Source organism: Nocardia suismassiliense (assembly GCF_900269665.1).
In the GTDB taxonomy this organism is placed as follows: Bacteria; Actinomycetota; Actinomycetes; order Mycobacteriales; family Mycobacteriaceae; genus Nocardia; species Nocardia suismassiliense.
The window spans coordinates 4,773,715-4,798,676 of sequence record NZ_LT985361.1; the positions used below are offsets into that span (position 1 = coordinate 4,773,715).

Annotated in this window: 20 protein-coding genes; 5 read left to right on the forward strand and 15 right to left on the reverse strand. The window is 67.1% G+C overall.

Going from position 1 to position 24,962, the window contains the following annotated elements:
• Positions 1-134 precede the first annotated feature (134 nt).
• From DBO33_RS21370 to DBO33_RS21395, 3 genes are all read left to right on the forward strand, one after another.
• Positions 135-1,571 (forward strand): alpha-amylase, encoded by a 1,437-nt coding sequence (locus DBO33_RS21370; protein ID WP_107656622.1) that lies wholly within the window; start codon positions 135-137, stop codon positions 1,569-1,571.
• A 263-nt stretch (positions 1,572-1,834) separates the two neighbouring features.
• Positions 1,835-2,572 (forward strand): SDR family NAD(P)-dependent oxidoreductase, encoded by a 738-nt coding sequence (locus DBO33_RS21375; RefSeq protein WP_107656623.1) that lies wholly within the window; start codon positions 1,835-1,837, stop codon positions 2,570-2,572.
• Positions 2,573-4,032: 1,460 nt separating this feature from the next.
• Entirely contained in the window at positions 4,033-4,782 is a 750-nt protein-coding gene (locus tag DBO33_RS21395) for an SDR family NAD(P)-dependent oxidoreductase (protein ID WP_107660480.1), read from the forward strand.
• A 16-nt stretch (positions 4,783-4,798) separates the two neighbouring features.
• On the opposite strand, the gene DBO33_RS21400 is transcribed toward DBO33_RS21395, so the two are convergent.
• The 15 genes from DBO33_RS21400 to DBO33_RS21470 all read right to left on the reverse strand — a co-directional run bounded on the left by DBO33_RS21400 (position 4,799) and on the right by DBO33_RS21470 (position 22,417).
• Positions 4,799-5,347 (reverse strand): phosphatase PAP2 family protein, encoded by a 549-nt coding sequence (locus DBO33_RS21400; protein WP_159080393.1) that lies wholly within the window; start codon positions 5,345-5,347, stop codon positions 4,799-4,801.
• Between the two features lie 276 nt (positions 5,348-5,623).
• Positions 5,624-7,249 carry an NADH-quinone oxidoreductase subunit NuoN gene (gene nuoN / locus DBO33_RS21405; RefSeq protein WP_107656628.1) on the reverse strand — a complete coding sequence of 542 codons (1,626 nt, stop codon included), beginning with the start codon at positions 7,247-7,249 and terminating at the stop codon, positions 5,624-5,626.
• Positions 7,250-7,332: 83 nt separating this feature from the next.
• Positions 7,333-8,958 carry an NADH-quinone oxidoreductase subunit M gene (locus DBO33_RS21410; protein WP_107660481.1) on the reverse strand — a complete coding sequence of 542 codons (1,626 nt, stop codon included), beginning with the start codon at positions 8,956-8,958 and terminating at the stop codon, positions 7,333-7,335.
• Positions 8,955-10,841: an NADH-quinone oxidoreductase subunit L gene (gene nuoL, locus DBO33_RS21415; protein WP_107656629.1), complete on the reverse strand. Its 1,887-nt coding sequence runs from the start codon at positions 10,839-10,841 to the stop codon at positions 8,955-8,957. The genes DBO33_RS21410 and nuoL overlap by 4 nt, the downstream gene beginning before the upstream one ends.
• Position 10,842: 1 nt before the next feature.
• Positions 10,843-11,142: an NADH-quinone oxidoreductase subunit NuoK gene (nuoK, locus tag DBO33_RS21420; RefSeq protein WP_107656630.1), complete on the reverse strand. Its 300-nt coding sequence runs from the start codon at positions 11,140-11,142 to the stop codon at positions 10,843-10,845.
• A complete protein-coding gene (locus DBO33_RS21425; protein WP_107656631.1) occupies positions 11,139-12,008 on the reverse strand; it encodes an NADH-quinone oxidoreductase subunit J in 870 nt (289 codons plus the stop codon). The genes nuoK and DBO33_RS21425 overlap by 4 nt, the downstream gene beginning before the upstream one ends.
• The gene (gene nuoH / locus DBO33_RS21430; RefSeq protein WP_107656632.1) at positions 12,005-13,840 is read right to left on the reverse strand and encodes an NADH-quinone oxidoreductase subunit NuoH; all 1,836 of its coding nucleotides are present in this window, start codon (positions 13,838-13,840) and stop codon (positions 12,005-12,007) included. The genes DBO33_RS21425 and nuoH overlap by 4 nt, the downstream gene beginning before the upstream one ends.
• Positions 13,833-16,316 (reverse strand): NADH-quinone oxidoreductase subunit G, encoded by a 2,484-nt coding sequence (locus DBO33_RS21435; RefSeq protein WP_107656633.1) that lies wholly within the window; start codon positions 16,314-16,316, stop codon positions 13,833-13,835. Before DBO33_RS21435 ends, nuoH begins: the two co-directional genes overlap by 8 nt.
• Positions 16,313-17,653, reverse strand: coding sequence for an NADH-quinone oxidoreductase subunit NuoF (gene nuoF / locus DBO33_RS21440; protein WP_107656634.1), 1,341 nt, complete (start codon positions 17,651-17,653; stop codon positions 16,313-16,315). Before nuoF ends, DBO33_RS21435 begins: the two co-directional genes overlap by 4 nt.
• A 1-nt stretch (position 17,654) precedes the next feature.
• Positions 17,655-18,401 carry an NADH-quinone oxidoreductase subunit NuoE gene (gene nuoE, locus DBO33_RS21445; protein ID WP_107656635.1) on the reverse strand — a complete coding sequence of 249 codons (747 nt, stop codon included), beginning with the start codon at positions 18,399-18,401 and terminating at the stop codon, positions 17,655-17,657.
• A 31-nt stretch (positions 18,402-18,432) separates the two neighbouring features.
• Positions 18,433-19,758 carry an NADH dehydrogenase (quinone) subunit D gene (gene nuoD / locus DBO33_RS21450; RefSeq protein ID WP_107660482.1) on the reverse strand — a complete coding sequence of 442 codons (1,326 nt, stop codon included), beginning with the start codon at positions 19,756-19,758 and terminating at the stop codon, positions 18,433-18,435.
• Positions 19,759-19,766: 8 nt separating this feature from the next.
• Positions 19,767-20,540, reverse strand: a complete 774-nt coding sequence (locus DBO33_RS21455) for an NADH-quinone oxidoreductase subunit C (protein ID WP_199856715.1) — start codon at positions 20,538-20,540, stop codon at positions 19,767-19,769.
• Positions 20,537-21,091: a NuoB/complex I 20 kDa subunit family protein gene (locus tag DBO33_RS21460; protein WP_107656636.1), complete on the reverse strand. Its 555-nt coding sequence runs from the start codon at positions 21,089-21,091 to the stop codon at positions 20,537-20,539. The genes DBO33_RS21455 and DBO33_RS21460 overlap by 4 nt, the downstream gene beginning before the upstream one ends.
• 50 nt (positions 21,092-21,141) lie before the next feature.
• A complete protein-coding gene (locus tag DBO33_RS21465) occupies positions 21,142-21,510 on the reverse strand; it encodes an NADH-quinone oxidoreductase subunit A (RefSeq protein WP_228540775.1) in 369 nt (122 codons plus the stop codon).
• 511 nt (positions 21,511-22,021) lie between these two features.
• Positions 22,022-22,417, reverse strand: a complete 396-nt coding sequence (locus tag DBO33_RS21470) for an Rv3143 family two-component system response regulator (RefSeq protein ID WP_107656637.1) — start codon at positions 22,415-22,417, stop codon at positions 22,022-22,024.
• 207 nt (positions 22,418-22,624) lie between these two features.
• Between DBO33_RS21470 and DBO33_RS21475 the strand changes: the two genes are divergently transcribed.
• Both DBO33_RS21475 and DBO33_RS21480 read left to right on the forward strand, forming a co-directional pair.
• Complete coding sequence (locus DBO33_RS21475) at positions 22,625-24,166, forward strand: hypothetical protein (RefSeq protein WP_107656638.1); 1,542 nt, start codon at positions 22,625-22,627, stop codon at positions 24,164-24,166.
• Positions 24,166-24,609: a hypothetical protein gene (locus tag DBO33_RS21480; RefSeq protein WP_107656639.1), complete on the forward strand. Its 444-nt coding sequence runs from the start codon at positions 24,166-24,168 to the stop codon at positions 24,607-24,609. The genes DBO33_RS21475 and DBO33_RS21480 overlap by 1 nt, the downstream gene beginning before the upstream one ends.
• Positions 24,610-24,962: the final 353 nt, after the last annotated feature.

A 24,962-nucleotide genomic window follows, 5' to 3' on the forward strand; every position in this document is an offset into this window, starting at 1 on the left:
TGCACCGTCGAACTGCCGTCCACACTGCCAACCTCCCGTAGCAACGCCGTCGCGTGCAGCGCGGCAGACGCCGGTCCGGCGCGTCGGGCCGTAGGAGGGACTGGTCGGATGTGCCCCTCGGATACAGTCGGCCCATGGGCCGCGTATGGATATATGCGCTGATCACTGCGGTGGCAACGACGTGGGTCACGGTTCCCGCCCGGTCGTCGGCCGAGGAGCTCAGTGGGCGTGATGTGATCGCGCAGATGTTCGGCTGGAACTGGCGGTCCATCGGCCACGAATGTCAGGCAACGCTCGGCAAACTGGGGTACAGCGCCGTGCAGACCTCGCCACCGGAGGAGCATTCCCTCTGGCCGGACAAGGGGTTCCCCTGGTGGCAGAGCTACTCCGCCGTGTCCTACAAGCTGGACAGTCGCTTCGGCACGCGGGACGAGCTGGCGGCCATGGTGCGCAGTTGCCACGACGCGGGTGTGCAGGTGTACATCGACGCGGTCATCAACAACATGTCCGCGACGACCGATTGCAGCATCGGCAGCGCGATCACCCCGTACTGCCATTACTGGTATCCGGCGGTGCCCTACAGCGAGCGCGACTTCCACCATTGCGGCACACCGAATGATGCCGTTGAGAACCTCGCGGACCGTTTCCAGGTGTTCAACTGCCAATCGTTCAACGGGGCAGACCTGGCGACCGGTGACGACGCCGTCCGGGATCGCATCGCCGGTTACCTCAACGATCTGCTCTCCCTCGGAGTCGACGGGTTCCGCATCGACTCGGCCAAATATATTCCGCCCGAAGACATTGCGGCGATCGAGCAGCGACTGAACCGACCGGCCTACGTCTACCAGGAGGTCATCTACGGCTGGGGTGAAGGCGTGCAGCCCGAGGAGTACCTCGCCACCGGTGCCGTGATGGACCTGCGTTACGCAGGCACCCTGAGCCAGATCTTCCGGCACGGGCGGCTCGCCTGGTTGCGCACCTTCAGCTCGGCGCTGCCCTCCGACAACACCGTGGTCTTCGTGGCCAACCACGACACCGAGCACAACGGTTCCACGTTGACCTACGCCGACGGCGAGCGGTACACGATGGCGAATGCGTTCATGCTCGCCTGGCCGTACGGGCGGCCGAAGGTGCTCAGCGGGTACTCGTTCAACAGTTATGACGAGCCGCCGCCGTCCGATCCGCTCGGGCGTGCGATGGATTCGCGGTGCGGAGATGGGCATTGGTTGTGTGAGCATGCGTGGACGGGTATCGGCGGCATGGTCGGGTTCCATGAGCAGGTTCATGGGCAGCCGGTGGTGGGTTGGGCCGACAACGGTGGCGACAGGATTGCGTTCGGGCGGGGTAGCGAGGGGTATCTCGTGCTCAACGGTGAGGACTTTCCTGCTGACGCAGGTGTTTACCAGACCTCGCTGCCTGCGGGCAGTTACTGCGATGTGCTGCATGGTGTCGTGCAGGGGGGATCCTGCACGGGTCCGAGTTATCAGATCGACGGCGCCGGTTTGCTGCACGCCGGCGTTGCCGCGCAGTCCGGGATCGCGCTGCACACCGGGGCGATGATCGCCGAGTAGTACTGGGCGCCACATGGTTTGGCTGCCGGATCGGTGCTCGTCGCCGCGGCGTTGTTTCCGAAGCTGTCTGTGACGAGGTGGACCTCGCCGCCCAGATGGCGCAGCGGGCCACCCAGCTCGATATCGGCAGCCACTCCGCCGAGTGGTGTCGGCGATCGGGATCGCGCTGCTGCGGCCGCCACGGCAAGCAGCACCGCTCGGGCCGGTATGGGGGCGACGAGCGAAGAGCCGCAATGGCAAGCTTGCGGCATGGTGATCACAGGATGAGTCGGGGTGTGTTGGTGAGCGGGGCCTCGCGGGGGATCGGGCGGGCGATTGCCCTGGCGTTCGCGGAGATCGGCGATCGCGTGGCGGTTCACTACTCGTCCAGCCGGGACGATGGTGCGGAAACCTTGCGCGGTCTGCCGGGTGAGGGGCATGTGCTCGTCAGTGGGAACATCGGTTCCCCGGAAGCCGTCGCGGGGATTGTGGACGCGGCAATCGAAGGACTGGGCACGGTCGATGTGCTGGTCAATAATGCGGCGGTCAATATCGCACATCCGGTTGCGGACACCGACTATGCCGAATGGCAACGGACATGGCGAGAAACCATGGACGTCAACGTGTTCGGGACCGCCAACATGTCCTACTGCGTCGCCCGGCACATGATCGCCAAGGGCATCGCGGGACGAATCGTGAACATCGGCTCGCGCGGCGCGTTCCGCGGCGAACCCGAATACGCTGGCTACGGTGCCAGCAAAGCCGCCGTGCACGCCCTCGGCCAGTCCCTCGCCGTCGAACTGGCCCCCCACGGCATCGCCGTCGCCTCGGTCGCCCCCGGTTTCGTCGCAACCGAACGCGTCGCCCACCGCGTCACCGACGACGTCCGCGCCCAAAGCCCCTTCGGCCGAGTAGCCACCCCCGCCGAAATAGCCTCCGCCGTCCGCTATCTCGCCTCCCCGGAAGCCACCTGGACCTCCGGCTCCGTCCTCAACGTCAACGGAGCCTCCTACCTCCACTAACCCAGCAGCCGTCGGCCACGCAACCAAGTGCTCATGATCAACGGGACATAACGGCGCCCGTATTCGCACGTCTCCGCCATGGTGTCCCGCTCACCGCCCGACCCCGCGTCGAGCGGGACATGACGGCGCCCGTACTCGCACGTCTCCGCCATCGTGTCCCGCTTACCGTCCGGCTCCGCGTCGAGCGGGACATGACAGCGGCCCCTTCGGCACGTCCCTCCGCTCATGTCCCGCTCGCCGTCCGACTCCACCCCTCGCGGGACATGACGGCACGCGCTGCACTTCTCCGCCGTCATGTCCCATTCGTCATCCGGCCCGGCGACGACCGGGACACAAGGGTCCTTCTACTCGCCGCCTGCGCCGCCTATATCCCCGTTCACCGTCCGACTCCGTGTCGGGCTGGACTTGACAGCTGCCCCACCCGCACGTGTGCGCCGCTATGTCCCGCTCGACACCCAGCTCCACATCCGGCGGGACATCATGGCGGCCCCACCCCATCGGGCCGGACATGACGGCGGCCCAGCACGTTTCCGCCATGGTGTCCCGCTCACCGCCCAACCCCGCGTCGAGCGGGACATGAGGACGCCTCTACTCGCACGTCTGCGCCGCTATGTCCCGTTCGCCGTCCTGCTCCGCGTCGAGCGGGACCCTGTGGCGGAGTCATCGGCGATGCCGCGTGCCCTGTCCCGGTGAACTGAAACGCACAGCCACCGCGCCAACGGGACGAGGTGGCAGGCCCTCTCGACGTATGCCGCCACCGTGTCCCGCTGGCCGACTGCCCCCGTGCCGAGGGGGACATGACGGCGGCGCCACAGGTAGTTCTGCGCCACCGTGTCCCGCTCACCGTCCGGCCGCGCGCCGAACGGGAAATGACGGCGACGGCACTTGCGGTTCCGCGCCATCATGTCCCGCTCACCGTCCGGCCGCGCGCCGAACGGGAAATGATGGTGCGTCGACCCGCACGTGCGCGCCGCTATGTCCCGCTTTGCGCCCAACGCCACATCGACCGGGACATCATTAAGGCTCAGCATGTTTCCGCGCCACCATGTCCCGTTCACTGTGCGGTGCTGCGACGACCGGGACATGAAGGCGCTCCTACTCGCACGTCTGCGCCGTCATGTCCCGCTCGCCGTCCGGCTCCGTGTCGGGCGGGACATGGCGGCGGCCCCCCGTGTCGGGCCGGACATGCCGGCAGCCCAGTACGTTTCCGCAATGGTGTCCCGCTCACCGCCGGACCTCGCGTCGAGCGGTATATGAGGGCGCCCCTGCCCGCGCGTCTGCGCCGCTATGTCCCGGTCGCCGTCTGACTCCTCGTCGGGCGGGACACGGTGGCGGAGTTATCGGCGATGCCGCGAGGACTGTCTCGTCGATCATGAACACCGCCGACCACTTCTCACTCGCGGCTCGATCACCGAAACGGCCTGTCGCCAAGGGGATTGTGGCGTGGAATGATCCCATGCATGGCAGTGCCGGGACGGGTGGCGTTGGTGACCGGGAGCTCGCGCGGGCTGGGGAGTGCTATTGCGCAGCGGCTGGCCGCAGACGGGTTGGCTGTCGCTGTCAACGGTTTGGGGGAGGAGAAGGCGCAGGCGGTTGTGCGGACTATTCGCGACAACGGCGGTGTGGCCGAAGCCTTCGCGGCCGACGTCACCGACGAAGATCAGGTGCGCGAACTCGTCGCCGCGGTGACCGACCGTCTCGGCCCGATCGACGTGCTGGTCCTGAATGCGACCGGCCCCCAACCCGAGGCGCCGTTGACCGACGTCGACTGGGACGATCATCTGGCGCAACTGAACTTCTTCGTGAAGAGCCCGATCCTGCTCGCGCACCACATAATCCCCGGCATGCAGGAACGCCGCTACGGCCGCATCGTGCACATCGACTCCGAGGTAGCCGACCGCCCACCTCCCGGCCGCTCCGCCTACGCCACCGCCAAACACGCTCAGATCGGCCTGACCCGCAGTTGGGCCCGCGAACTCGCCCCCTTCGGCATCACCGTCAACACCGTCGCCCCCGGCTTCGTCCCGGTCGAACGCCACGCCGACGTCTCCGCCGCAACCCGAGCCGCCTACCTCGCCACCATCCCGGTCGGCCGCTTGGGAATCCCGGATGACATCGCCGCCGCCGTCAGCTTCTTCGCCTCACTAGCAGCCTCTTTCGTGACCGGCCAACGCCTTGTGATCGACGGCGGCCGCTCCCTGCACACCTGAGTGCCCCGCACAGCGGTTAACGAGGAAGGTTCCCGGTCTCCGCATGGAGGCCGACGAGAGGCAGGCTCGCGACCACCCCGCCCACACCGGCTCCCACAGCCCAGCCGACCAGTACATCGGTCGGCCAATGCGCCCCGAGATAGACCATCGCCACACCGATCAGCAGGACAATCACCGCGAGCAGGGCGACCGTCCAGCGACGCTGCCCCGCCGACCAAGGCAACACCAGATAGGTGGCGACTACCACGGCCGCCGTCATCGCCGCGATAGTCGACGGCATCGCCCATCCACCGACCTGAACTACGGCCAGATCCCCGGACGGACGCGCCCGCTGAACCATCTGCTTGAACACACTGGCGACCACGAGCGCCGCCACACTCGCGACGGCGACCGTAACCCCTTGCCACCACCAACGTTTCGCAACCACCACGATCAGCCCCACCGCCCCGACCGCGACCATGACCGCAGGGCTCGCACCCATATCCATCGCCCACCGCGCCATCGTCGTCCACGTCGACGTCCGACGCTCGGAAAGCCAGCGCAGGACATCCAAATCCACACTCACCGTGCACATTCTGCCCGTCGGAGCACACGGGCCGACGAACCGGACAGGACGAGCAGGAGAACGAACGGCAGCGCGAGAGCCGCCAGGCAGAGCAGTACCGGACGCGGGCCGGCCAGCTCGATCAACGCACCTGCGCCGGCGGGAGCGAGCATGCGGACGGTGGCCGTCGCTGCCGTGCTCGCGGCGAGCGAGCACAGTCCAGGTCCGCGCGGGCACCGGTCAAACGCGTCTGCCGCACACCCGATCAACAGGTATGCGGCAGACGCAAAACAACTCTCAGCGGACGAAGGTCGACGCTCGGTCGGCCAGATCGAGCACCATCTGCGGGAAGACGCCGAGAACAATGGTTGCCCCGGCACCGAAGGTGACGACCGTGGTGGTGAGGAACGGGGCGACCACGGTGGGGGCGTCCGTGGGTGGGTCGGTGAAGAACATGAGGACGATGACGCGGATGTAGAAGAAGGCGGCGATGGCGCTGCAGATGACGCCGACGATGACCAGGAAGGCGGCGTTGCCTGCGGCCGCGGCTTCGAAAACGGCGAACTTGCTGACGAATCCGCTGGTCAGTGGGAGACCGGCGAAGGAGAGCAGGAAGAGGGCGAAGACGCTGGCGAGCCAAGGGGAGCGGCGGCCGAGGCCTGCCCATTGGGACAGGGTGGTGGCTTCGTCGCCTGCGGCGTCGCGGACGAGGCTGACGACGGCGAAGGCGCCGACGGTGCCGAGACCGTAGGCCACCAGGTAGAACAGGATGGCCGAGACGCCTTTGTCGTTGGCGGCGACCAGACCGGTGAGGATGAAACCGGCATGGGCGACCGAGGAATACGCGAGCATCCGCTTGACGTCGGTCTGCGTGATCGCCATGACGGCGCCGACGGCCATGGTGGCGATGGCGATGGCGGCGAGCACCGGACGCCAGTCGTCGCGCAGTCCGGGCACCGCGACTTGCAGTACCCGCAACAACGCACCGACTGCCGCGATCTTGGTAGCGGCCGCCATGAACGCCGTAATCGGTGTCGGCGCACCCTGATACACGTCGGGCACCCAGGACTGGAACGGCACCGTGCCGATCTTGAACAGCAGCCCCACCGCGAGCATCGCCACACCGAGCAGTGCGAGCATCGCGTTATCCGGATGCTCGGCAATAGCATCGGCGATTCCGGCCAGCTGCACCGTGCCCGCCTGCCCGTACAGCAGCGCGACACCGTAGAGGAAGAACGCCGAGGAGAACGCGCCGAGCAGGAAGTACTTCAGCGCCGCTTCCTGGGACAGCAGCCGCTTGCGCCGGGCCAGCCCGCACAGCAGATACAGCGGCAGCGACAGCACCTCGAGCGCGACGAACATGGTGAGCAGATCGTTCGACGCGGGGAACAGCAGCAGCCCGCCGACCGCGAGCAGCGTCAACGGGAAGACCTCGGTGGTCGCGATCCCGGCCCGCAGCGCGGTCCGCTCCATCGCACTCCCGGGCACCGAAGACGCCTGCGGCGTAAACGCATCCACGCCACGCCCGAGTGTCGCCGCGGCGACACTCCAGGTGCCGGGACCGCTGCGCGCCTCGACCCGCGGTTCGGCGCCGCGCTCGGCCATGAACAGCACCCCGAGGATCGCCACCACCAGGATGGTGCCCTGCAGGAACAGCGTGACCCCGTCGACGGCGACCGCGCCGACCATCGCGGTGCCCTCGCTGCCGGCGAGCAGCACCACCGCGACCAACGCGGCGACCAGACCGGCGAGGCTCAGCAGCAACTGCGTGCCGAACCGGAACCGCCGCCCCATGAAGGCCTCGACCAGCACACTGATCACACCGGCACCCAGCACGATCAGCATCGGCGAAAGCAGGCCGTATTCGATGCTCGGAGCCGGAATCGTCGCGGCGAGGGTTGTTCCGTAGTCCAAGGAAGTCACTTAGGCCGTCCTCGAGAAGGTGAACATCGTGGCGAGCAGACCCGCGACGACGAGAGCGATGGCGACGCGAACACTGAAACGACTCATTTGTGCACACCTCCGGGATGTTCGGCCTTACCCGCCTCGGGCAGCGTGGGCACCGCGGGTTCGGGATCGTGCTTGCCGATGGTGGTCAAGGTCTGGCTCACCGCGGGATTGATGAAGTCCAGGATCGGTTTCGGATACACACCGAAGAACAGCAGCGCCGCGATCAACGGCACCACCACCGCGAGTTCGCGGGGCACCAGGTCGTAGATGTGTTCGTTGCCCTCCTTGACCGGGCCGGTCATCATGCGCTGGTAGAGCCACAGCACATACAGCGCCGCGAGCACCAGCGCACCGGTCGCGACGACCGCCGCGAACTGGTAGCGGCTGAAGGTGCCGACCAGCACCAGGAATTCGCTGATGAACGGTGCGAGCCCGGGCAGCGACAGCGTGGCCAGACCCGCGATGAAGAAGCTGCCCGCCAGTACCGGCGCCACCTTCTGCACGCCGCCGAAGTCGGCGATGAGCCGAGTACCGCGGCGCGACACCAGGAATCCGGCGATCAGGAACAGCGCGGCGGTGGAGATGCCGTGGTTGACCATGTACAGCGTGGCGCCGGTCTGTCCCTGACTGGTCATCGCGAAGATGCCCAGGATGATGAACCCGAAGTGCGAGATCGAGGTGTAGGCGATCAACCGCATCACGTCGGTCTGCCCGATGGCCAGCAGCGCACCGTAGATGATGCCGATCACGGCGAGCGTGATCACCAGCGGCGCATAGGTACTCGACGCGTCGGGGAACAGCATCAGGCAGTAGCGCAGCATGCCGAAGGTGCCGACCTTGTCGACCACCGCCATCATCAGCACCGCACTCGACGGTGTCGCGGCGACGGCGGCGTCGGGCAGCCAGGTGTGCAGCGGCCACAGCGGCGCCTTCACCGCGAAGGCGAACATGAAGCCGAGGAACAGCGCGTTGAGCACCGCGGGTGCGGCGCCGAGCTGTCCGGAGTTGGCGGCGGCGACCACCGTGCGGAAGTCGAAGGTGCCCGCCGAGTCCGCGCCGAGCCCGTTGCGCGCGGTGACCACATACAACCCGATCACCGCGGCCAGCATGATCAGCCCGCCGAACAGGTTGTACAGCAGGAACTTCACCGCCGCCCGCGACCGCTGCTGGCGCAGTTCCACGTTCGCCGACCGCGGTCCGAAGCCACCGATGAGGAAGTACATCGGGATCAACATGGCTTCGAAGAACACGTAGAACAGCAGAATATCGAGCGAGACAAAGGAGATCAGCACCATCGCCTCGACCAGCAGCGTCAGCGCGACATAGGTGTGCGACACCCGCCGCCCGCTGCCGACCTCGCGCTCGTCGTGCCAGCCCGCCAGGATCAGCAGCGGCACCAGCGCGGTGGTGAGCAGCACCAGCACCAGCGCGATCCCGTCGACGCCGACGGTATATCCGGCGCCGAAGGCCGGTATCCACTCGTGGTCCTCGACGAACTGGTACTGCTCGCCACCGGGTTCGAAGCGCACGGCGAGCACGACGGCGAACGCCAGCACCGCGATCGATACCACCAGCGCGACCCAGCGGGCGAGCAGTCGTTGCGCGGCGGGCAGCGCCAGCACGACGACCGCACCGATGACAGGCGCCAACCACAACGTGGTCAACCAGGGAAAGTCCTTCACCACAACCTCACCGCCAGCAGGGCGGCAGCCACCAGGGCCGCGCCGGTGAACATGGACAGGGCATAGGACCGCACGAATCCGGTCTGTACCCGCCGGATTCGAGCGGACAGACCACCGATCAGCGCGGCCGTCCCGTTGACGATCCCGTCGATGCCCCGGTTGTCGAGGAACACCAGCGCGCGGGTCAGGTAACTGCCCGGGCGCATGAAGGCCGCCTCGTTGACCGCGTCACCGTAGAGGTCCTTGCGGGCCGCGACGGTCAGCGCGGAGACGGTTGCCGGTGCGTGCTCGGGGATGTCGCGCTGCGCGTACTGGTAGTAGGCGATGCCGACACCGAAGGCGACCACGGTCAGCGCGAGCGCGGTCACGACAGCCGCCGGGACGACATGCTCGCCGTGATGCACGCCGACAACCGGCGCGAGCCAGTTCTGCAGCGAGGCACCGAACGCGAACAACGCACCCGCGGTGACCGATCCGATGGCGAGCAGGATCATCGGCCCGGTCATCACCGCGGGGGCTTCGTGCGGATGAGTGTCGGGCTTCCAGCGGCGTTCACCGAAGAACGTCATGATCATCACGCGCGTCATGTAGAACGCGGTGATCCCGGCACCGAGCAGGGTCACCGTGCCGAGCACCAAACCGCTGACACCACCTTGGTTGAACGCGACCTCGATGATCTTGTCCTTGGAGAAGAACCCCGCGAACGGCGGCACACCGATGATGGCGAGGTAGCCGAGCCCGAAGGTGACGTAGGTGATCGGCAACAGTTTGCGCAGTCCGCCGTAGCGGCGCATGTCGGTCTCGTCGTCCATCGCGTGCATCACCGAACCGGCCCCGAGGAACAGTCCGGCCTTGAAGAACCCGTGGGTGAGCAGATGCATGATGGCGAAGGCGTATCCGGCCGGCCCGAGGCCCGCGGCGAGCACCATGTAGCCGATCTGACTCATCGTCGAGGCGGCGAGGGCCTTCTTGATGTCGTCCTTGGCGCAGCCGACGATCGCACCGAACAGCAACGTCACCGCGCCGACGAGCACGACGCCGAGCCGCGCGTCCGGCGCCAGATCGAAGATCGGACCGGACCGCGCGATCAGGTACACACCCGCGGTGACCATGGTGGCCGCGTGGATGAGCGCCGACACCGGGGTCGGGCCTTCCATCGCGTCCCCGAGCCAGGACTGCAGCGGCACCTGCGCGGACTTACCGCACGCGGCGAGCAACAACAGCAACCCGATTGCGGTGAGCGTGCCCTCCCCGGCCTGCGGCGCACCCGCGAACACATCGGTGAAGTTGATCGACCCGAACGTCGAGAACATGACGAACATGGCGATCGCCAGCCCCATGTCACCGACCCGGTTGACCACGAACGCCTTCTTTGCTGCCGTGGCGGCCGAGGGCTTGTGGTACCAGAACCCGATCAGCAGGTAGGACGCCAGACCGACGCCTTCCCAGCCGAGGTACAGCACCAGGTAGTTGTTCGCGAGCACCAGCAGCAGCATGGCCGCCAGGAACAGGTTGAGGTAGCCGAAGAATCGGCGCCGTCCCGGGTCGTGGCTCATGTAGCCGATGGAGTAGATGTGGATCAGCGAGCCGACGCCGGTGATCAGCAGCGCGAAACACATGGACAGCTGGTCCAATTGAAGGCTGAAGTCGGCTTGCAGCCCGGCCACCGGCACCCAGCTGAACAGGTCGGTATGGATGCCGCGCGCCGCGGTGTCGCGGCCGAGCATGTCGAAGAAGCCGATGCCGGCGACCACGAACGCGGCCAGCGCCAGCGCGGTGCCGAGCAGATGCCCCCACTTGTCGCTGAAACGGCCGGTGAGCAGAAGGAATACCGCACCTGCGAGCGGCAGGGCGGGCATGAGCCAGAGCGTCGCTGTACCCATATCAGAACTTCAACAGGTTGGCGTCGTCGACCGAGGTCGAGCGGCGGGCGCGGAAGATGGTCATGATGATGGCAAGGCCGACAACGACTTCGGCCGCGGCGACCACCATGGTGAAGAACGCGAACACCTGACCGTCCAGGTTCGCGTGCAACCTGGCGAAGGTGACGAACGCGAGGTTCACCGCGTTGAGCATCAGCTCGATGCACATGAACACCACGATGGCGTTGCGCCGCAGCAGCACGCCGGCCGCGCCGATCGTGAACAGCAGGGCGGACAGGAACAGGTAGTTCTGCGGATTCACCGGTTGCCTTCCTCGTCGCGCTGGTTCTCGGTCGCGACCGAGGTAGCGGGTGCTTCGGTCGTGGACGCGACCGAGTTGCCTGGTGCTGTGGCTGCGGCCGGGGTGACGGCCGCCTCGGCGAGCGCCCTCGTGCGGCGGTGCCGCAGGATGGTGCTGACCGACAGTTCCTCGAAGGAGCCGTCGGGCAGCCTGGCCGGAATGTCGACCGCGTTGTGCCTGGCGTAGACGCCCGGCGTCGGCAGCGGGGTGGCCCGGTGGCCTGCCTCGCGGAACCGGCGCACCGACATCTCGCGCTGCCCGATCTTCGGCCCGAACTGCTCGCGGTGCGCGAGCACCATCGCGCCGATGGTCGCGGTGATCAGCAGCGCGCCGGTGAGCTCGAAGGCCCACACGTAGCGCACGAAGATCAGTTCGGCGAGTTCGCCGATCACGTCGCGGCCCGCGAAACCGGTTGCCGGGAAGCTGATCTCGGATTCCCGGATGCCGCGGGCGATACCGCTGATCAGCAGCATGCCGAAGCCGAGTCCGACCGCCGCCGCGGCGAGCTGCTGCCCGCGCAGGTTCTCCTTCAGCGATTCTGCGGAGTCGACACCGACCAGCATCAGCACGAACAGGAACAGCATCATGACCGCGCCGGTGTAGACGACGATCTGCACGACGCCGAGGAACAGCGCGTCCTGGGCCATGTAGAACACCGCGAGCACGATCATGGTGGCGGCCAGGCAGATCGCCGAATGCACGGCCTTGCGGGCGAACACCATGCCGAGCGCGCCGACCACGGCCAGCGGCGCCAGCACCCAGAAGTTCACCGCCTCGCCGGTCCCGGTGCGGGTGAGTGGCTCGGCGGCCAGTATCAGCGAGTTCACCGCGACCCTCCTTCCACGCCCACCGCGGCGGGCTCCTTCGGGCTCTCCGGCGCGTCGGTCGTGTTGCCGCCGTTGGCTTCCTGCGCACTGCCGGGCACGTTGCCGCGGTAGTAGTCGCCCTCGTCGGCGCCCGGGTACATGGCGTGCGGCGGGGCGGACATGCCCGGTTGCAGCGGCACCAGCAGCCGGTCCTTCTCGTAGATGAGGCCGGCGCGGTTGTCGTCGGTCATCTCGTAGTCGTTGGTCATGGTCAGCGCGCGCGTCGGGCACGCCTCGATGCACAACCCGCAACCGATGCAGCGCAGGTAGTTGATCTGATAGACCTGCCCGTACCGTTCACCCGGCGAAAAGCGTTCCGTCTCGGTGTTGTCCGCGCCTTCGACGTAGATCGCGTCGGCGGGGCAGGCCCAGGCGCACAGCTCGCAGCCGATGCACTTCTCCAGCCCGTCCGGGTGCCGGTTGAGCTGATGACGCCCGTGGTAGCGCGGCGCGGTCGGCACCTTCTGTTCCGGATAGAACTCGGTGTTCGGCTTCTTGAACATGGTCGCTGCGGTCACCGCGAACCCGGCCAGCGGATCGAACAGTCCCGACTTGGCCACGTCGCGGGGACGGTCGGGCAGCGGCGGTGTCGGGAAGCCCAAGAACACAGCGGAATCCGCGGTCGGTGCGGCTGGGACCGGCTCGGCGGGCGGCGGGGCGCCACCCTTGCGCCCGGCCCGCAGGAACATCCACACCATCAGCCCGGAGACCAGCAGGCCGCCGATGACGAGCGCCGGCGTCTGGATCTCATAGCCCTCGGCCTGCAGCACGCGAGCCGTCGCGACCAGCATCACCCAGAGCAGCGAAGCCGGGATGAGCAGCTTCCAGCCGAGGTTCATGAACTGGTCGTAGCGCAGGCGGGGCAGCGTGCCGCGCAGCCAGATGAAGACGAACAGGAACATCCAGACCTTGGCGGTGAACCACAGCACCGGCCACCAGCCGCTGTTCGCGCCGTCCCACATGTTCAACGGCCACGGTGCGTGCCAGCCACCCAGGAACAAGGTGGTGGCCAGCGCGGAAACCGTTGCCATGTTGATGTATTCGGCCATCATGAACATGGCGAACTTCAGCGAGGAGTACTCGGTGTGAAAGCCGCCGACCAGCTCACCCTCGGCCTCGGGCAGGTCGAACGGGGCTCGGTTGGTCTCGCCGACCATGGACACGCAGTAGATCAGGAACGACGGCAGCAGCAGGAAGACGTACCAGGTGCCGTCCTGTGCGGCCACGATGCCCGAGGTGGACATGGTGCCGGTCAGCAGGAACACGGTGGCGAAGCACAGGGCCATCGCGATCTCGTAGGAGATCACCTGCGCGGTCGAGCGCAGCCCGCCCAGCAGCGGGTAGGTGGAGCCCGACGACCAACCGGCGAGCACGATGCCGTACACGCCGATCGAGGTGATCGCCAGAATGTAGAGCACCGCTACCGGCAGATCGGTGAGCTGCAACGCGGTCTGGTGCCCGAAGATGGAAACCTCGGGGCCGAACGGGATCACCGCGAACGCCATCACGGCCGGGATCAGCGAGATGATCGGCGCCATGATGAAGACCGGCTTGTCCACGATGGCCGGAATGATGTCTTCCTTGAGCGCCATCTTGACGCCGTCGGCGATGCTCTGCAGCATGCCGTACGGGCCGATCCGGTTCGGGCCGATGCGCATCTGCATGCGCGCCACGATCTTTCGTTCCGCGACCACCGCGATCATCGGGGTGAGCAACAGGAATACGAAGATGGCGAGGGACTTTCCGATCACGAGCCAGAGTGGGTCGTGGCCGAACAGACTGAGGTCACTCATGCCGGTGCTCCTTCATCCTGTCGTCGGCGCGCCGCAGCTGCACGATGCCGCCGGGCTGGGTGGCCAACTGTTCGGCGATCGAGCTGCCCGGCGAGTGCTGCGGGAGCCAGATCACCCGGTCGGGCAGGTCGGTGATCACCAGCGGCAGCGTGACGGTGCCGTGTTCGCTGGCGACGGTCACGTGATCGTCGGTGGCGGCGCCGATTTCGGCGGCCGTCGCGGGGGACAGCCGGGCCACCGGGGTGCGGGCGATGCCCGCGAGATTGGGTTCGCCCTCTTGCAGGCGGCCCAGGTCGAGCAGCATGCGCCAGCTGGCCAGCACCGCGGTGCCGGGTCCCGGCTGGGTCAGCGGGTGCGGGCGATGCGCGGGCGCCGCGACGGGAGCACCGTCCCAGGCGCCGAGTTCGGCGAGTTCGGCACGGGCCGCTTCGGTGTTCGGCAGGCCGAGGCGCACCTTCATCTCGTCGGCAATCGCTTGCAGCACGCGCTGATCCGACAGCGGGGCCGGCTGGCGGCGCACCATGTCGTCGCCGAGTGCGGCGGCGAACGGGCGTGGCCTGCCCTCCCAGGTGCGGAAGGTGCCCGACTTCTCCATCGCGGTGGCGACCGGGAATACGACGTCGGCCCGGTCGGTGACCGCACTGTGCCGCTGTTCCAGGCTGACGACGAAGCGTGCGGCATCGATGGCCGCGAGCGCCCCGCGCGGGTCCGGCAGGTCGGCGACGTCGACGCCGCCGATCACCAGTGCGCCGAGACCGGGTGCGGCTTCCAGGATGGCCGCCGTATCGCGACCGGGCGTGACCGGCAGATCCGGCACGTTCCAGACGATGCGAACCTGTTGGCGGGCCGACGGATCCACCACCGGACGACCACCCGGCAGCAGGCCGGGCAGCGCACCGGCCTCGACCGCGCCACGCTCACCGGCCCGGCGCGGCACCCAGGCGAGCGCGGCACCGGTCTCATCGGCGAGCCGGACCGCGGCCGACAGCGCACCGGGGATGCCGGCCATCCGCTCGCCGACCATGATCACCGCGCCCGGTTCGCGCAGCAGGCGTCCGACATCGGAGATCTGCGTGGGATCGGCTCCGGGCGTTGCGATGTCGCCGTTGCGGATGGCGTCGAGCAGATGCGGCTCGGCACCCGGCATGGCTTGCATCAGCTTGCCCGACATGCGATCCAGACCGCGCGAGGAGTACGGCGCGAGTGAGTAGATCGCCATGCGACGCTTGCGCGCGGTCTTGCGCAGCCGCAGATAGACGATCGGCGACTCTTCCTCCGGCTCGAACCCGACGAGCAGAACGATCGGCGCGGTCTCCAGGTTCTCGTAGCTGACCGTCATGCCCTGACCCGCCACGCGCGCGGCGAGGAAGTCAGCCTCCTCGGCCGAGTGCGCCCTGGCCCGGAAGTCGACGTCGTTGGTGCCCAAAGCAATTCGCGCGAACTTGGCGTAGGTGTAGGCGTCCTCTTCGGTGACGCGCCCACCCACCAGCACGCCCGCGCTGCCGAACGCGGCAGCCAATCCTTCCGCGGCCGCGGCGAGCGCCTCGGACCAGGAGGCCGGTGCCAGTTTGCCGTCCCAGCCGCGGACCAGCGGCGTGGTGAGGCGGTCGCGTTCGGTCGCGTAGGCGAAGGCCCAGCGACCCTTGTCACAGTTCCATTCCTCGTTGACCTGCGGATCGTCGCCGGCCAACCGGCGAAGCACCTTGCCGCGGCGGTGATCGGTGCGCTGCGCGCAACCGGACGCGCAGTGCTCACACACATTCGGGCTCGACACCAGGTCGAACGGGCGGGCGCGGAAGCGGTAGCTGGTGCCGGTCAGCGCGCCGACCGGGCAGATCTGCACGGTGTTGCCGGAGAAGTAGGAATCCAGCGGTTCGGCCTGTCCGGTGCCGACCTGTTGCAGCGCACCGCGTTCCAGCAGTTCGATGAACGGGTCACCGGCGACCTGCTGGGAGAAGCGAGTGCAGCGCGCGCAGAGCACGCAGCGTTCCCGGTCCAGCAGCACCGCGGTGGACAGTGGAATCGGCTTGGCGAAGGTGCGCTTTTCCCCCTCGAAGCGGGATTCGGCGCGACCGGTGGACATCGCCTGGTTCTGCAGCGGGCATTCACCGCCCTTGTCGCAGACCGGGCAGTCGAGCGGGTGGTTGATGAGCAGCAGCTCCATCACACCCTCTTGCGCCTTATCGGCCACCGCGGAGGTGAGCTGGGTGCGCACCACCATGCCGTCGGTGACGGTCATGGTGCAGGACGCGACCGGCTTGCGCTGACCCTCGACCTCGACGATGCACTGGCGGCAGGCGCCGACCGGGTCCAGCAGGGGGTGGTCGCAGAAGCGCGGGATCTGGATGCCGATGAGTTCGGCGGCCCGGATCACCAGGGTGCCCGCGGGCACGCTGACTGTCGTGTCATCGATGGTGACGCTGACCAGATCGGCGGGGGCGACCCCGCTGGCGTTGGTATTCACGGTGGCGGTCATCGCACTCCTTCCGTTTCTCGCACGTCCGCGCCGTCGTCACTGGCCCACGCGGTGGAGCGCGCCGGATCGAACGGACACCCCTGCCCGATGTGAGCGACATACTCGTCGCGGAAGTACTTCAGCGACGACACAATCGGGCTTGCCGCACCGTCGCCGAGCGCACAGAACGACTTGCCGTTGATCGTGTCGCTGATATCGAGCAGCTTGTCCAGATCGGCTTCGGTGCCCCGGCCGGACTCGATCCGCTGCAACAGCTGGACGAGCCAGTACGTGCCTTCCCGGCACGGGGTGCACTTGCCGCAGGATTCGTGCATGTAGAACTCGGTCCAGCGCAGCACCGCGCGCACCACACAGGTGGTGTCGTCGAAGATCTGCAAGGCCTTGGTGCCCAACATGGATCCGGCGGCGGCGACGCCCTCGTAGTCGAGCGGCACGTCGAGGTGGGCGTCGGTGAACAGCGGGGTGGACGAGCCACCCGGCGTCCAGAACTTCACCGTGTGCCCTTCGCGGACGCCACCGGCGTAGCCGAGCAGTTCGCGCAGGGTGACGCCGAGCGGCGCCTCGTACTGGCCGGGCCGTTTGACGTGCCCCGACAGCGAGTACAGCGTGAAGCCGGGCGACTTTTCGGTGCCCATCGAGCGGAACCAGGCGGTGCCGTTGAGGATGATCGGCGGCACACTGGCAATGGATTCCACGTTGTTCACCACGGTCGGGCAGGCGTAGAGGCCCGCGACGGCGGGGAACGGCGGACGCAGCCGAGGCTGTCCGCGACGACCTTCCAGCGAGTCCAGCAGCGCGGGTTCCTCACCGCAGATGTAGGCGCCCGCGCCGGCGTGCACGATGAGTTCGAGGTCGTAGCCGGAGCCGAGGATGTTGCGGCCGAGGAAGCCGGCTTCGTAGGCCTGCGCGACGGCGGCGTGCAGCCTGCGCAGCACCGGCACCACTTCACCGCGCAGATAGATGAACGCGTGCGCGGCACGGATGGCGTAGGAGCCGATGATGATGCCCTCGATCAGCGCGTGCGGGCTCGACAGCATCAACGGAATGTCTTTGCACGTACCGGGTTCGGACTCGTCGGCATTGACCACCATGTAATGCGGTTTGCTGACGCCGTCCGGGCCCGCGCCCTGCGGGATGAAGCTCCACTTCATGCCCGTCGGGAAGCCCGCGCCGCCGCGGCCGCGCAGGCCTGCGTCCTTGACGGTCTGGATGACCTGGTCCGGCTCCATCGACAGCGCCTTGCGCAGTGCCTGGTAGCCGTCGTGGCGACGGTAGGTGTCCATCGTCCACGACTGCGGGTCATCCCAGTACCTGGTGAGTACGGGAGTCAATGTCATGTCAGGCGCCCTCCGAATTCTGTTGCGGCGCTGCACTTCCAGAAGTCTCTTGCTCGCGGGCGACCCGGAGTCCGGCCAAGGTGGCCTCGCCCGCCGCGCCGTCGAGCACACCGGGGCGCTCGTCGGGGAAGCCGGCCAGGATGCGCGCGGTCTCCTTGAAGGTGCACAGCGGCGCGCCGCGGGTCGGCGTCACCTGCTGACCCGCACGCAGCGAATCCACCAGGGCCCGAGCCGATTCCGGGGTCTGGTTGTCGAAGAACTCCCAGTTGACCATGACCACCGGGGCGAAATCGCAGGCCGCGTTGCACTCGATGTGCTCGAGGGTGACCTTGCCGTCGGCGGTGGTGTCGCCGTGACCGATGCCCAGATGCCGCTCCAGCGTGGCGAGGATGGCGTCGCCACCCATCACCGCGCACAACGTGTTGGTGCACACGCCGACGTGGTAGTCGCCGGTCGGGGTGCGCCGGTACATCGAGTAGAAGGTGGCCACCGCGGTGACCTCGGCGCCGGTCAAACCCAGCTGGTCGGCGCAGAAGTCGATGCCGGTGCCGGTGACGCAGCCCTCCTCGGCCTGCACCAGGTGCAGCAGCGGCAGCAATGCCGACCGCGGCTCCGGGTAGCGCGCGATGATCTCCTTGGCATCCAGCTCCAGCCGTTCGCGAATGAACGGCTGATACGGCTCGGGCCGGGTGGTGAGCCGCAGCAGGATTGCGGTGCCGGTGTCCGCCGGTATGCGGTCGATACTCATGACTGCTCCTCGCTGGCGATGGCGCGCTCGCTCATCGGTCCACTCCGCCCATGACCGGGTCGATGCTGGCGACCGCAGCGATCACGTCGGCGACCATGCCGCCCTCGCACGTCGCCGCCACCGCTTGCAGATTGGTGAACGAGGGGTCGCGGTAGTGCACCCGGAAGGGCCGGGTGCCGCCGTCGCTCACCATGTGCACGCCGAGCTCGCCGCGCGGTGACTCGACCGCGGTGTACACCTGACCGGCCGGCACCCGGATGCCCTCGGTGACCAACTTGAAGTGGTGGATGAGGCCCTCCATGGACGTGCCCATGATCTTGCCGATGTGCTTGGCGGAGTTGCCGAGTCCGTCCGGGCCGAGCTGCAGGTCGGCGGGCCAGGCGATCTTCTTGTCGTCGACCATCACCGGACCGGGGCGCAGCTTGTCCAGGCACTGCTCGACGATCTTGAGCGACTCCTTCATCTCGTCCACCCGGATCACGTAGCGGCCGTAGCAGTCACAGCCCGTGGTGGTGGGGATGTCGAATTCGTAGTTCTCGTAACCGCAGTACGGCTGCGACTTGCGCAGGTCGTGCGGCAGGCCGGTGGCGCGCAGTACCGGGCCGGTGATCCCGAGGGCCATGCAGCCCTGCAGGTTCAAGTAGCCGATGTCCTGGGTGCGCGCCTTCCAGATCGGGTTCGAGGTGAGCAGCTGCTCCATGTCGCGCAACCGCTTCGGCATCAGGTCCAGCAGTTCCCGGACCTTGCTGACGCCGTCGTCGGGCAAGTCCTGGGCCAGACCGCCCGGCCGGATGTAAGCGTGGTTCATCCGCAAACCGGTGATCGTCTCGAACACGTCGAGAATCAGTTCGCGTTCGCGGAAACCGAACAACATCGGGGTGAGCGCGCCGAGTTCCATGCCGCCGGTGGCCAGCGCCACCAGGTGCGAGGAGATCCGGTTCAGCTCCATCAGCATCACCCGAATGATGTTGACCCGCTCCGGGATCGCGTCGGTGATGTCGAGCAGCTTCTCCACGCCGAGGCAGTACGCCGTCTCGTTGAAGAACGGCGACAGGTAGTCCATCCGGGTGACGAAGGTGACGCCCTGGGTCCAGTTGCGGAACTCCAGGTTCTTCTCGATACCGGTGTGCAGGTAGCCGATGCCGCAGCGTGCCTCGGTGACGGTCTCGCCCTCGATCTCGAGGATGAGGCGCAGCACGCCGTGCGTGGACGGATGCTGCGGGCCCATGTTGACGACGATGCGTTCCTCGCCCGCGCCACGCAGGGAGTCGGAAACCTCTTCCCAGTCTTGCCCGGCGACGGTGACCACAGTCGGTTCCGGCCCAGCGTCGCCTGCGACGTCGGGCCGGGTGTCCATCTCGTTCATTAGTTGTAAGCCCTCCGCTCGTCGGGCGGCGGTATGCGCGCGCCCTTGTACTCGACCGGGATTCCGCCGAGCGGGTAGTCCTTGCGCTGGGGGTGGCCGTGCCAATCGTCGGGCATCAGGATTCGAGTGAGCGAGGGGTGCCCGTCGAAGAGGATGCCGAAGAAGTCGTAGGTTTCCCGCTCGTGCCAGTCGGTGGTCGGATAGACGGCGAACAGTGAGGGGATGTGCGGGTCGGCGTCGGGGGCGGACACCTCGACGCGCAGCCTGCGGTTGTGCGTGATCGACATGAGCGGATACACCGCGTGCAGTTCGCGGCCCGCGTCCTCGGGGTAGTGCACGCCGCTGACGCCCAGGCACAGCTCGAAACGCAGTGCGGGATGGTCACGCAACACCTGAGCGACGGTCACCAGGTGCTCGCGGTGCACGTGCAGGGTGAGTTCGCCGCGGAACACGACGATCTTCTCCAGCACGGTCTCGAGCCGGGTGCCCGCCGCGTCGAGCGCGCCGCGCAAGGCGTCGACGATCTCGTCGAAGTAGCCGCCGTAAGGCGCCGGCGTGCTGCCGGGCAGGGTGACCGGGCGGACCAGGCCGCCGTAGCCGGAGGTGTCGCCGGTGCCGGTGACACCGAACATGCCGCGGCGCACGCCGATCACCTCGGCGCCGGGCGCCTGCTGATCGTCCTCGCCGGGCAGCGTGCCCTCCGGGCCTGCCGTGGCCGCCGCGTCGATTTCGTCGTGCGCGGTGGTGGTGTTGTCGGGGGAGTCGAACGTCATCGCAGCAGACCCTCCATCCGGATGGTCGGGGTCGAGGCCAGCGCCGCCGCTTCGGCGGCTTTCACGGCCTCTTCACGATTGACGCCCAGTGGCATCTCCTGAATCTTGGCGTGCAGTGCCAGAATCGCGTTCAGCAGCATCTCCGGCCGCGGCGGGCAGCCGGGCAGATAGATGTCGACCGGCACCACATGGTCCACGCCCTGCACGATCGCGTAGTTGTTGAACATGCCGCCCGAGGACGCGCACACCCCCATGGCGAGCACCCATTTCGGCTCGGTCATCTGGTCGTACACCTGGCGCAGCACCGGCGCCATCTTGTTGCTGACCCGGCCCGCGACGATCATCAGATCGGCCTGCCGCGGCGAGGCACGGAACGCCTCCATGCCGAAGCGGGCGATGTCGAAACGCCCTGCGCCGGTGGCCATCATCTCGATGGCGCAGCAGGCCAGACCGAAGGTGGCCGGCCACACCGAACCCTTACGCAGATAACCGGCGAAATCCTCTACCGTGCTCAGCAGAAAACCGCTGGGCAGCTTTTCCTCTAACCCCATATCCGACTAACCTTCACTTCCACTCGTCGCCCGAACACGTTGCGCGGCAATCACTCCCAGCTGAGCCCACCGCGCCGCCATTCGTAGGCGTAGGCCACGGAGACGTTGAAGATGAACAACGCCATCGCGGCGAGACCGAAGAGACCGAGTGCATCGAAGTGGACTGCCCACGGGTAGAGGAACACGATCTCGATGTCGAAGATGATGAACAGCATGGCGGTGAGGTAGTACTTCACCGGAAAGCGTTGGCCGGTCACGTTTCCCGGGCCGCCGGCGATGGCGTGCGGTGTCGGTTCGATACCGCACTCGTACGCCTCGAGCTTGGCTCGGTTGTACCGTTTCGGGCCGACGAGGGCCGCCATGATGATGGTGAACACCGCGAACGCCGCAGCGACCGCGCCTAATACAAGAGTGGGCATCTCGATATTCACGACTGCACTTCCCCTCCTTGCCAGCTGGAGCCCGCGGATGGGTCGTCCGTTGCCGGACGGCAGCTTCCGAGGCGGGCTGACGTCGTTGTCCGCCTCGGCCAGACGCGCCTCATGGCCTGCTCGAGGCGGGTAGGGCTGGTACCCGCACTCCTGTGAGCTAGGGCACAGCCTACAACTGATCGCTCTGAGTGCTCGAGGTTTGACTGCTGCGTTTGATCGAATTCGCGACGTCGATTTATGACTGAAACGGGGGTAATCCGGGGTCTTGTCACGTGACGTTGGTTGACCGGTCAGTCTGTGCTGCGAAAATGGCGTTGTCCGTGCGGATTTCAGCAGTGGATGCACACTTGCGGCGGGTCGGCGTTCGCGACATCGGCGCGCTGAACGCGCCGGTTTACGCCCGCGTAGGTGCCGGAACTCGATCGGCTCCGGCGACCACTTCCGTCAGCAGGTGATTAATGTGCAGTCGGTATGAATGACTGCGGCAACGAGTAGGTGGTCAGGCTGCTGAGCGGTTGCGCAGCACGCCGACGACCGCCTCGGTGAGCCGGATCGGGTCGATCGGATGCGAGACGGCGGCCTCCGCGCGCGACCACTTGGCCAGCCAGGCGTCGTCCGGGCGGCCGGTGAGCACGAGCACCGGTGGGCAGTGCTCGATTTCGTCCTTGAGTTGCTTGGCGATGCCGAGCCCGCCGGTCGGCGCCGATTCACCGTCGAGGATGGCGAGGTCGATGCCGCCCGCGTCCAGGTGCTCGATCACCACGGGGCCGGTGGCCACTTCGAGGTAGTCGAATTCAGGTAGTTCCGGGTGCGGGTGTTTGCCCAGTGCCAGGATCACTTGGCGCCGGGTATCGGCGTCGTTGCTGTACACGAGGACCCGCAGTGAGTCAGCCACGAGCGCATGCTACTTCCGAAAGGCTGGCCGCCGTGGCATGTTCGCGCACATCCGATCCCGCGCGTCGCATTTCCGGGATGATCGGCGCGTGAGTGGCACACCAGCGTGCGGGCCTCTCGCGGTTTGCCGCAGCGATGTGCCACTCACCGGTCCGGGGGCCAGCGGATCGCAAGCTATCGGTAAGAACGGGCCGGTAGAGTGCCCGAAATGCGGGGAGATCTCACCCAGGCCCTCGTCGATACCGACGTGTGGGCCGATGAAATGTTGGACAGAGCCGGGATTCCGGTGGTGGATGTGCCGTTCGTGACGATCGGCAGTGGGATCGGCTCCTTCGTCACCTATGACACGCTGCGGATCTTCGGGGTGCCCGCGCGGTCGATGGCGGTGCTCGGGCCGCAGGAACATCCGTGGGCGTCGTACGAGTACCTGACCCGGGTGTCGCAGATTCCGCGCGGCGAGCGGTTGCGCAGCGATTCGGCGTCCGAACCGGACAACATGTGGGGCTTTCCGTCCTATGCGGTGCGGGAGGCGATCGCGGACAAGTCGATCAAACCGCTGTGGAATGTGTTCGTGGAACCGATCTTCGCGAACTACTACACGCCGCGTGCGGGGCAGGCGTTCGTCGGGATGGAGCGGGAGTTCCACCGCATCGGCTATGCGAGCTCGTTGCATCGTGGGCAGGTTCGCATGGTGCGCAAGCGGCACGGTGGTGGATATTTCACGATTCTCACCCCGGCCGCGGGGTCCACGCCGACCAAGCGGGTGGCGTTTCGTAGCACGTATGTGCATGTGGCGGTGGGGTATCCGGGGCTGAAGTTGCTGCCGGATCTGCAGGAGTATCGGGAGACGCATCGCGATCCGACGCGGGTGGTGAACGCCTACGAGCCGCACGAGCACGTTTATCAGGCGTTGCAGCGCAGGCCTGGGACGGTACTGATTCGCGGTAGCGGGATCGTGGCCAGCCGGGTGTTGCAGCGGCTCATCGACGACCGGGACCGGATGCAGTTGAACACCCAGATCCTGCATCTGTTTCGCACCTATGTCGCAAAGTCGCACGGCAAGAATGTGTTCAACCGGCGCAAGGGGGCCGACGGCTGGGCGTATCAGGGGTTCAACTATCCGAAGTCGGTGTGGGGCGGGCAGCTCAAGCAGAAGATGCGCACCCTGCAAGGTGAGCAGCGGGCGGCGGCGTACAAGGAGATCTCCGGGACGAATACGCCGATCCGGCGCCTGTGGCAGGAGCAGTTGCGGCGCGGGCGCAAGCAGGGGTGGTATCAGGTGATGGCCGGGACCATGCGCGCACCGCGGCCCGCCGCGGGACGGCAGGGCGTGGTCGCCACCATCATGCCGGACCCCACCGCGGAACTTCCGGTGCCGCCGCCGACGCAGCCGTTCGATACGACGGTCGATTACATCATCGACTGCACCGGACTCGAGGCCGATATCCGTGAGCATCGGTTGCTGGCGGACCTGCTGGATCACGCTGGTGCGGGCCGTAATCCGGTCGGTCGGCTGGATGTGGACACCACCTTCGAACTGATCGGCACCCGAAGTGGCATCGGGCGCATCTATGCATCCGGTAGCGCGACACTCGGTGGGCCGTTCGTCGGGGTCGACACCTTCCTCGGCCTGCAGATCGCCGCGCAGGAGATCGCGGACGATCTTGCGGCGCTGGGGTTCTGCAAGCGAATGGGTCCGCTGCGCTCGACGAGCCAGTGGTGGGCCTGGGTCATGAACAAGAGGATCTGATGCTGCCGACGTTGAACGGGCGAATCCAGACCCGGGTGCTCGCGCTGAGCGTGATCGGGTTTTTCGTCGCGCTGATCATCACCCCGCTGCTGCCGACGGGATCGCTGAGTCTCGGGCAGGCCTACCGGGTGACGCTGTCGATCCTGCTCGGCACCGTTCTGGTCGGGGTGCTGTGGGAGTTGCTTTACCATTTCCTGCAACAGTTCCGCTGGGAAAAGGATTGGCCGACGCTGTTCGGTTTTCTCACCATGGTCAACGAGGGGGCGCTCATGTGGGTGCTCGTCCGGTACACGACCATCGTGCTACCCGAGTCGCTGCGTCCGTCGCTGACCGCCTTCCTGATTCAGTTCATCCTCACCTGGATCGTCTTCTGGCTGATCGTGAACGGGCCGATGCGCGTGGTGTTCCATCGGTGGCGATTCCAGGGCGGCAGGTTCGTGTGAGCAGGCAGATCGAGGTTCTTCCCGGCCGCCACCTGGTGGCGAGCAGCGGGGGTGTGGTCGTGCTGGTCGCGCACCGGGACGGGAGTGCGGTGACCGCGGATTCGGTGGCCGCGCGGGCGATGACGGCGTTGCTCGGGATCGTGCGGCAGGCCACCTCCAACGAGCCGCGGCGCAGCGGGCGGACGGTCGCGCGGTTGGCCACCAACTGGTTGATGGGGTTGGACAACGGGGATGAGGATGCGGTCGAGTTCGGGGTGATCACGCCGGGGGATGGCGGGGTCGCGGTGTTTCTGCACTGTCTCTTATCCCCATCTGACGCTGCCGACGAAGGCTTGGGGGGAGGCCTCGGGGGG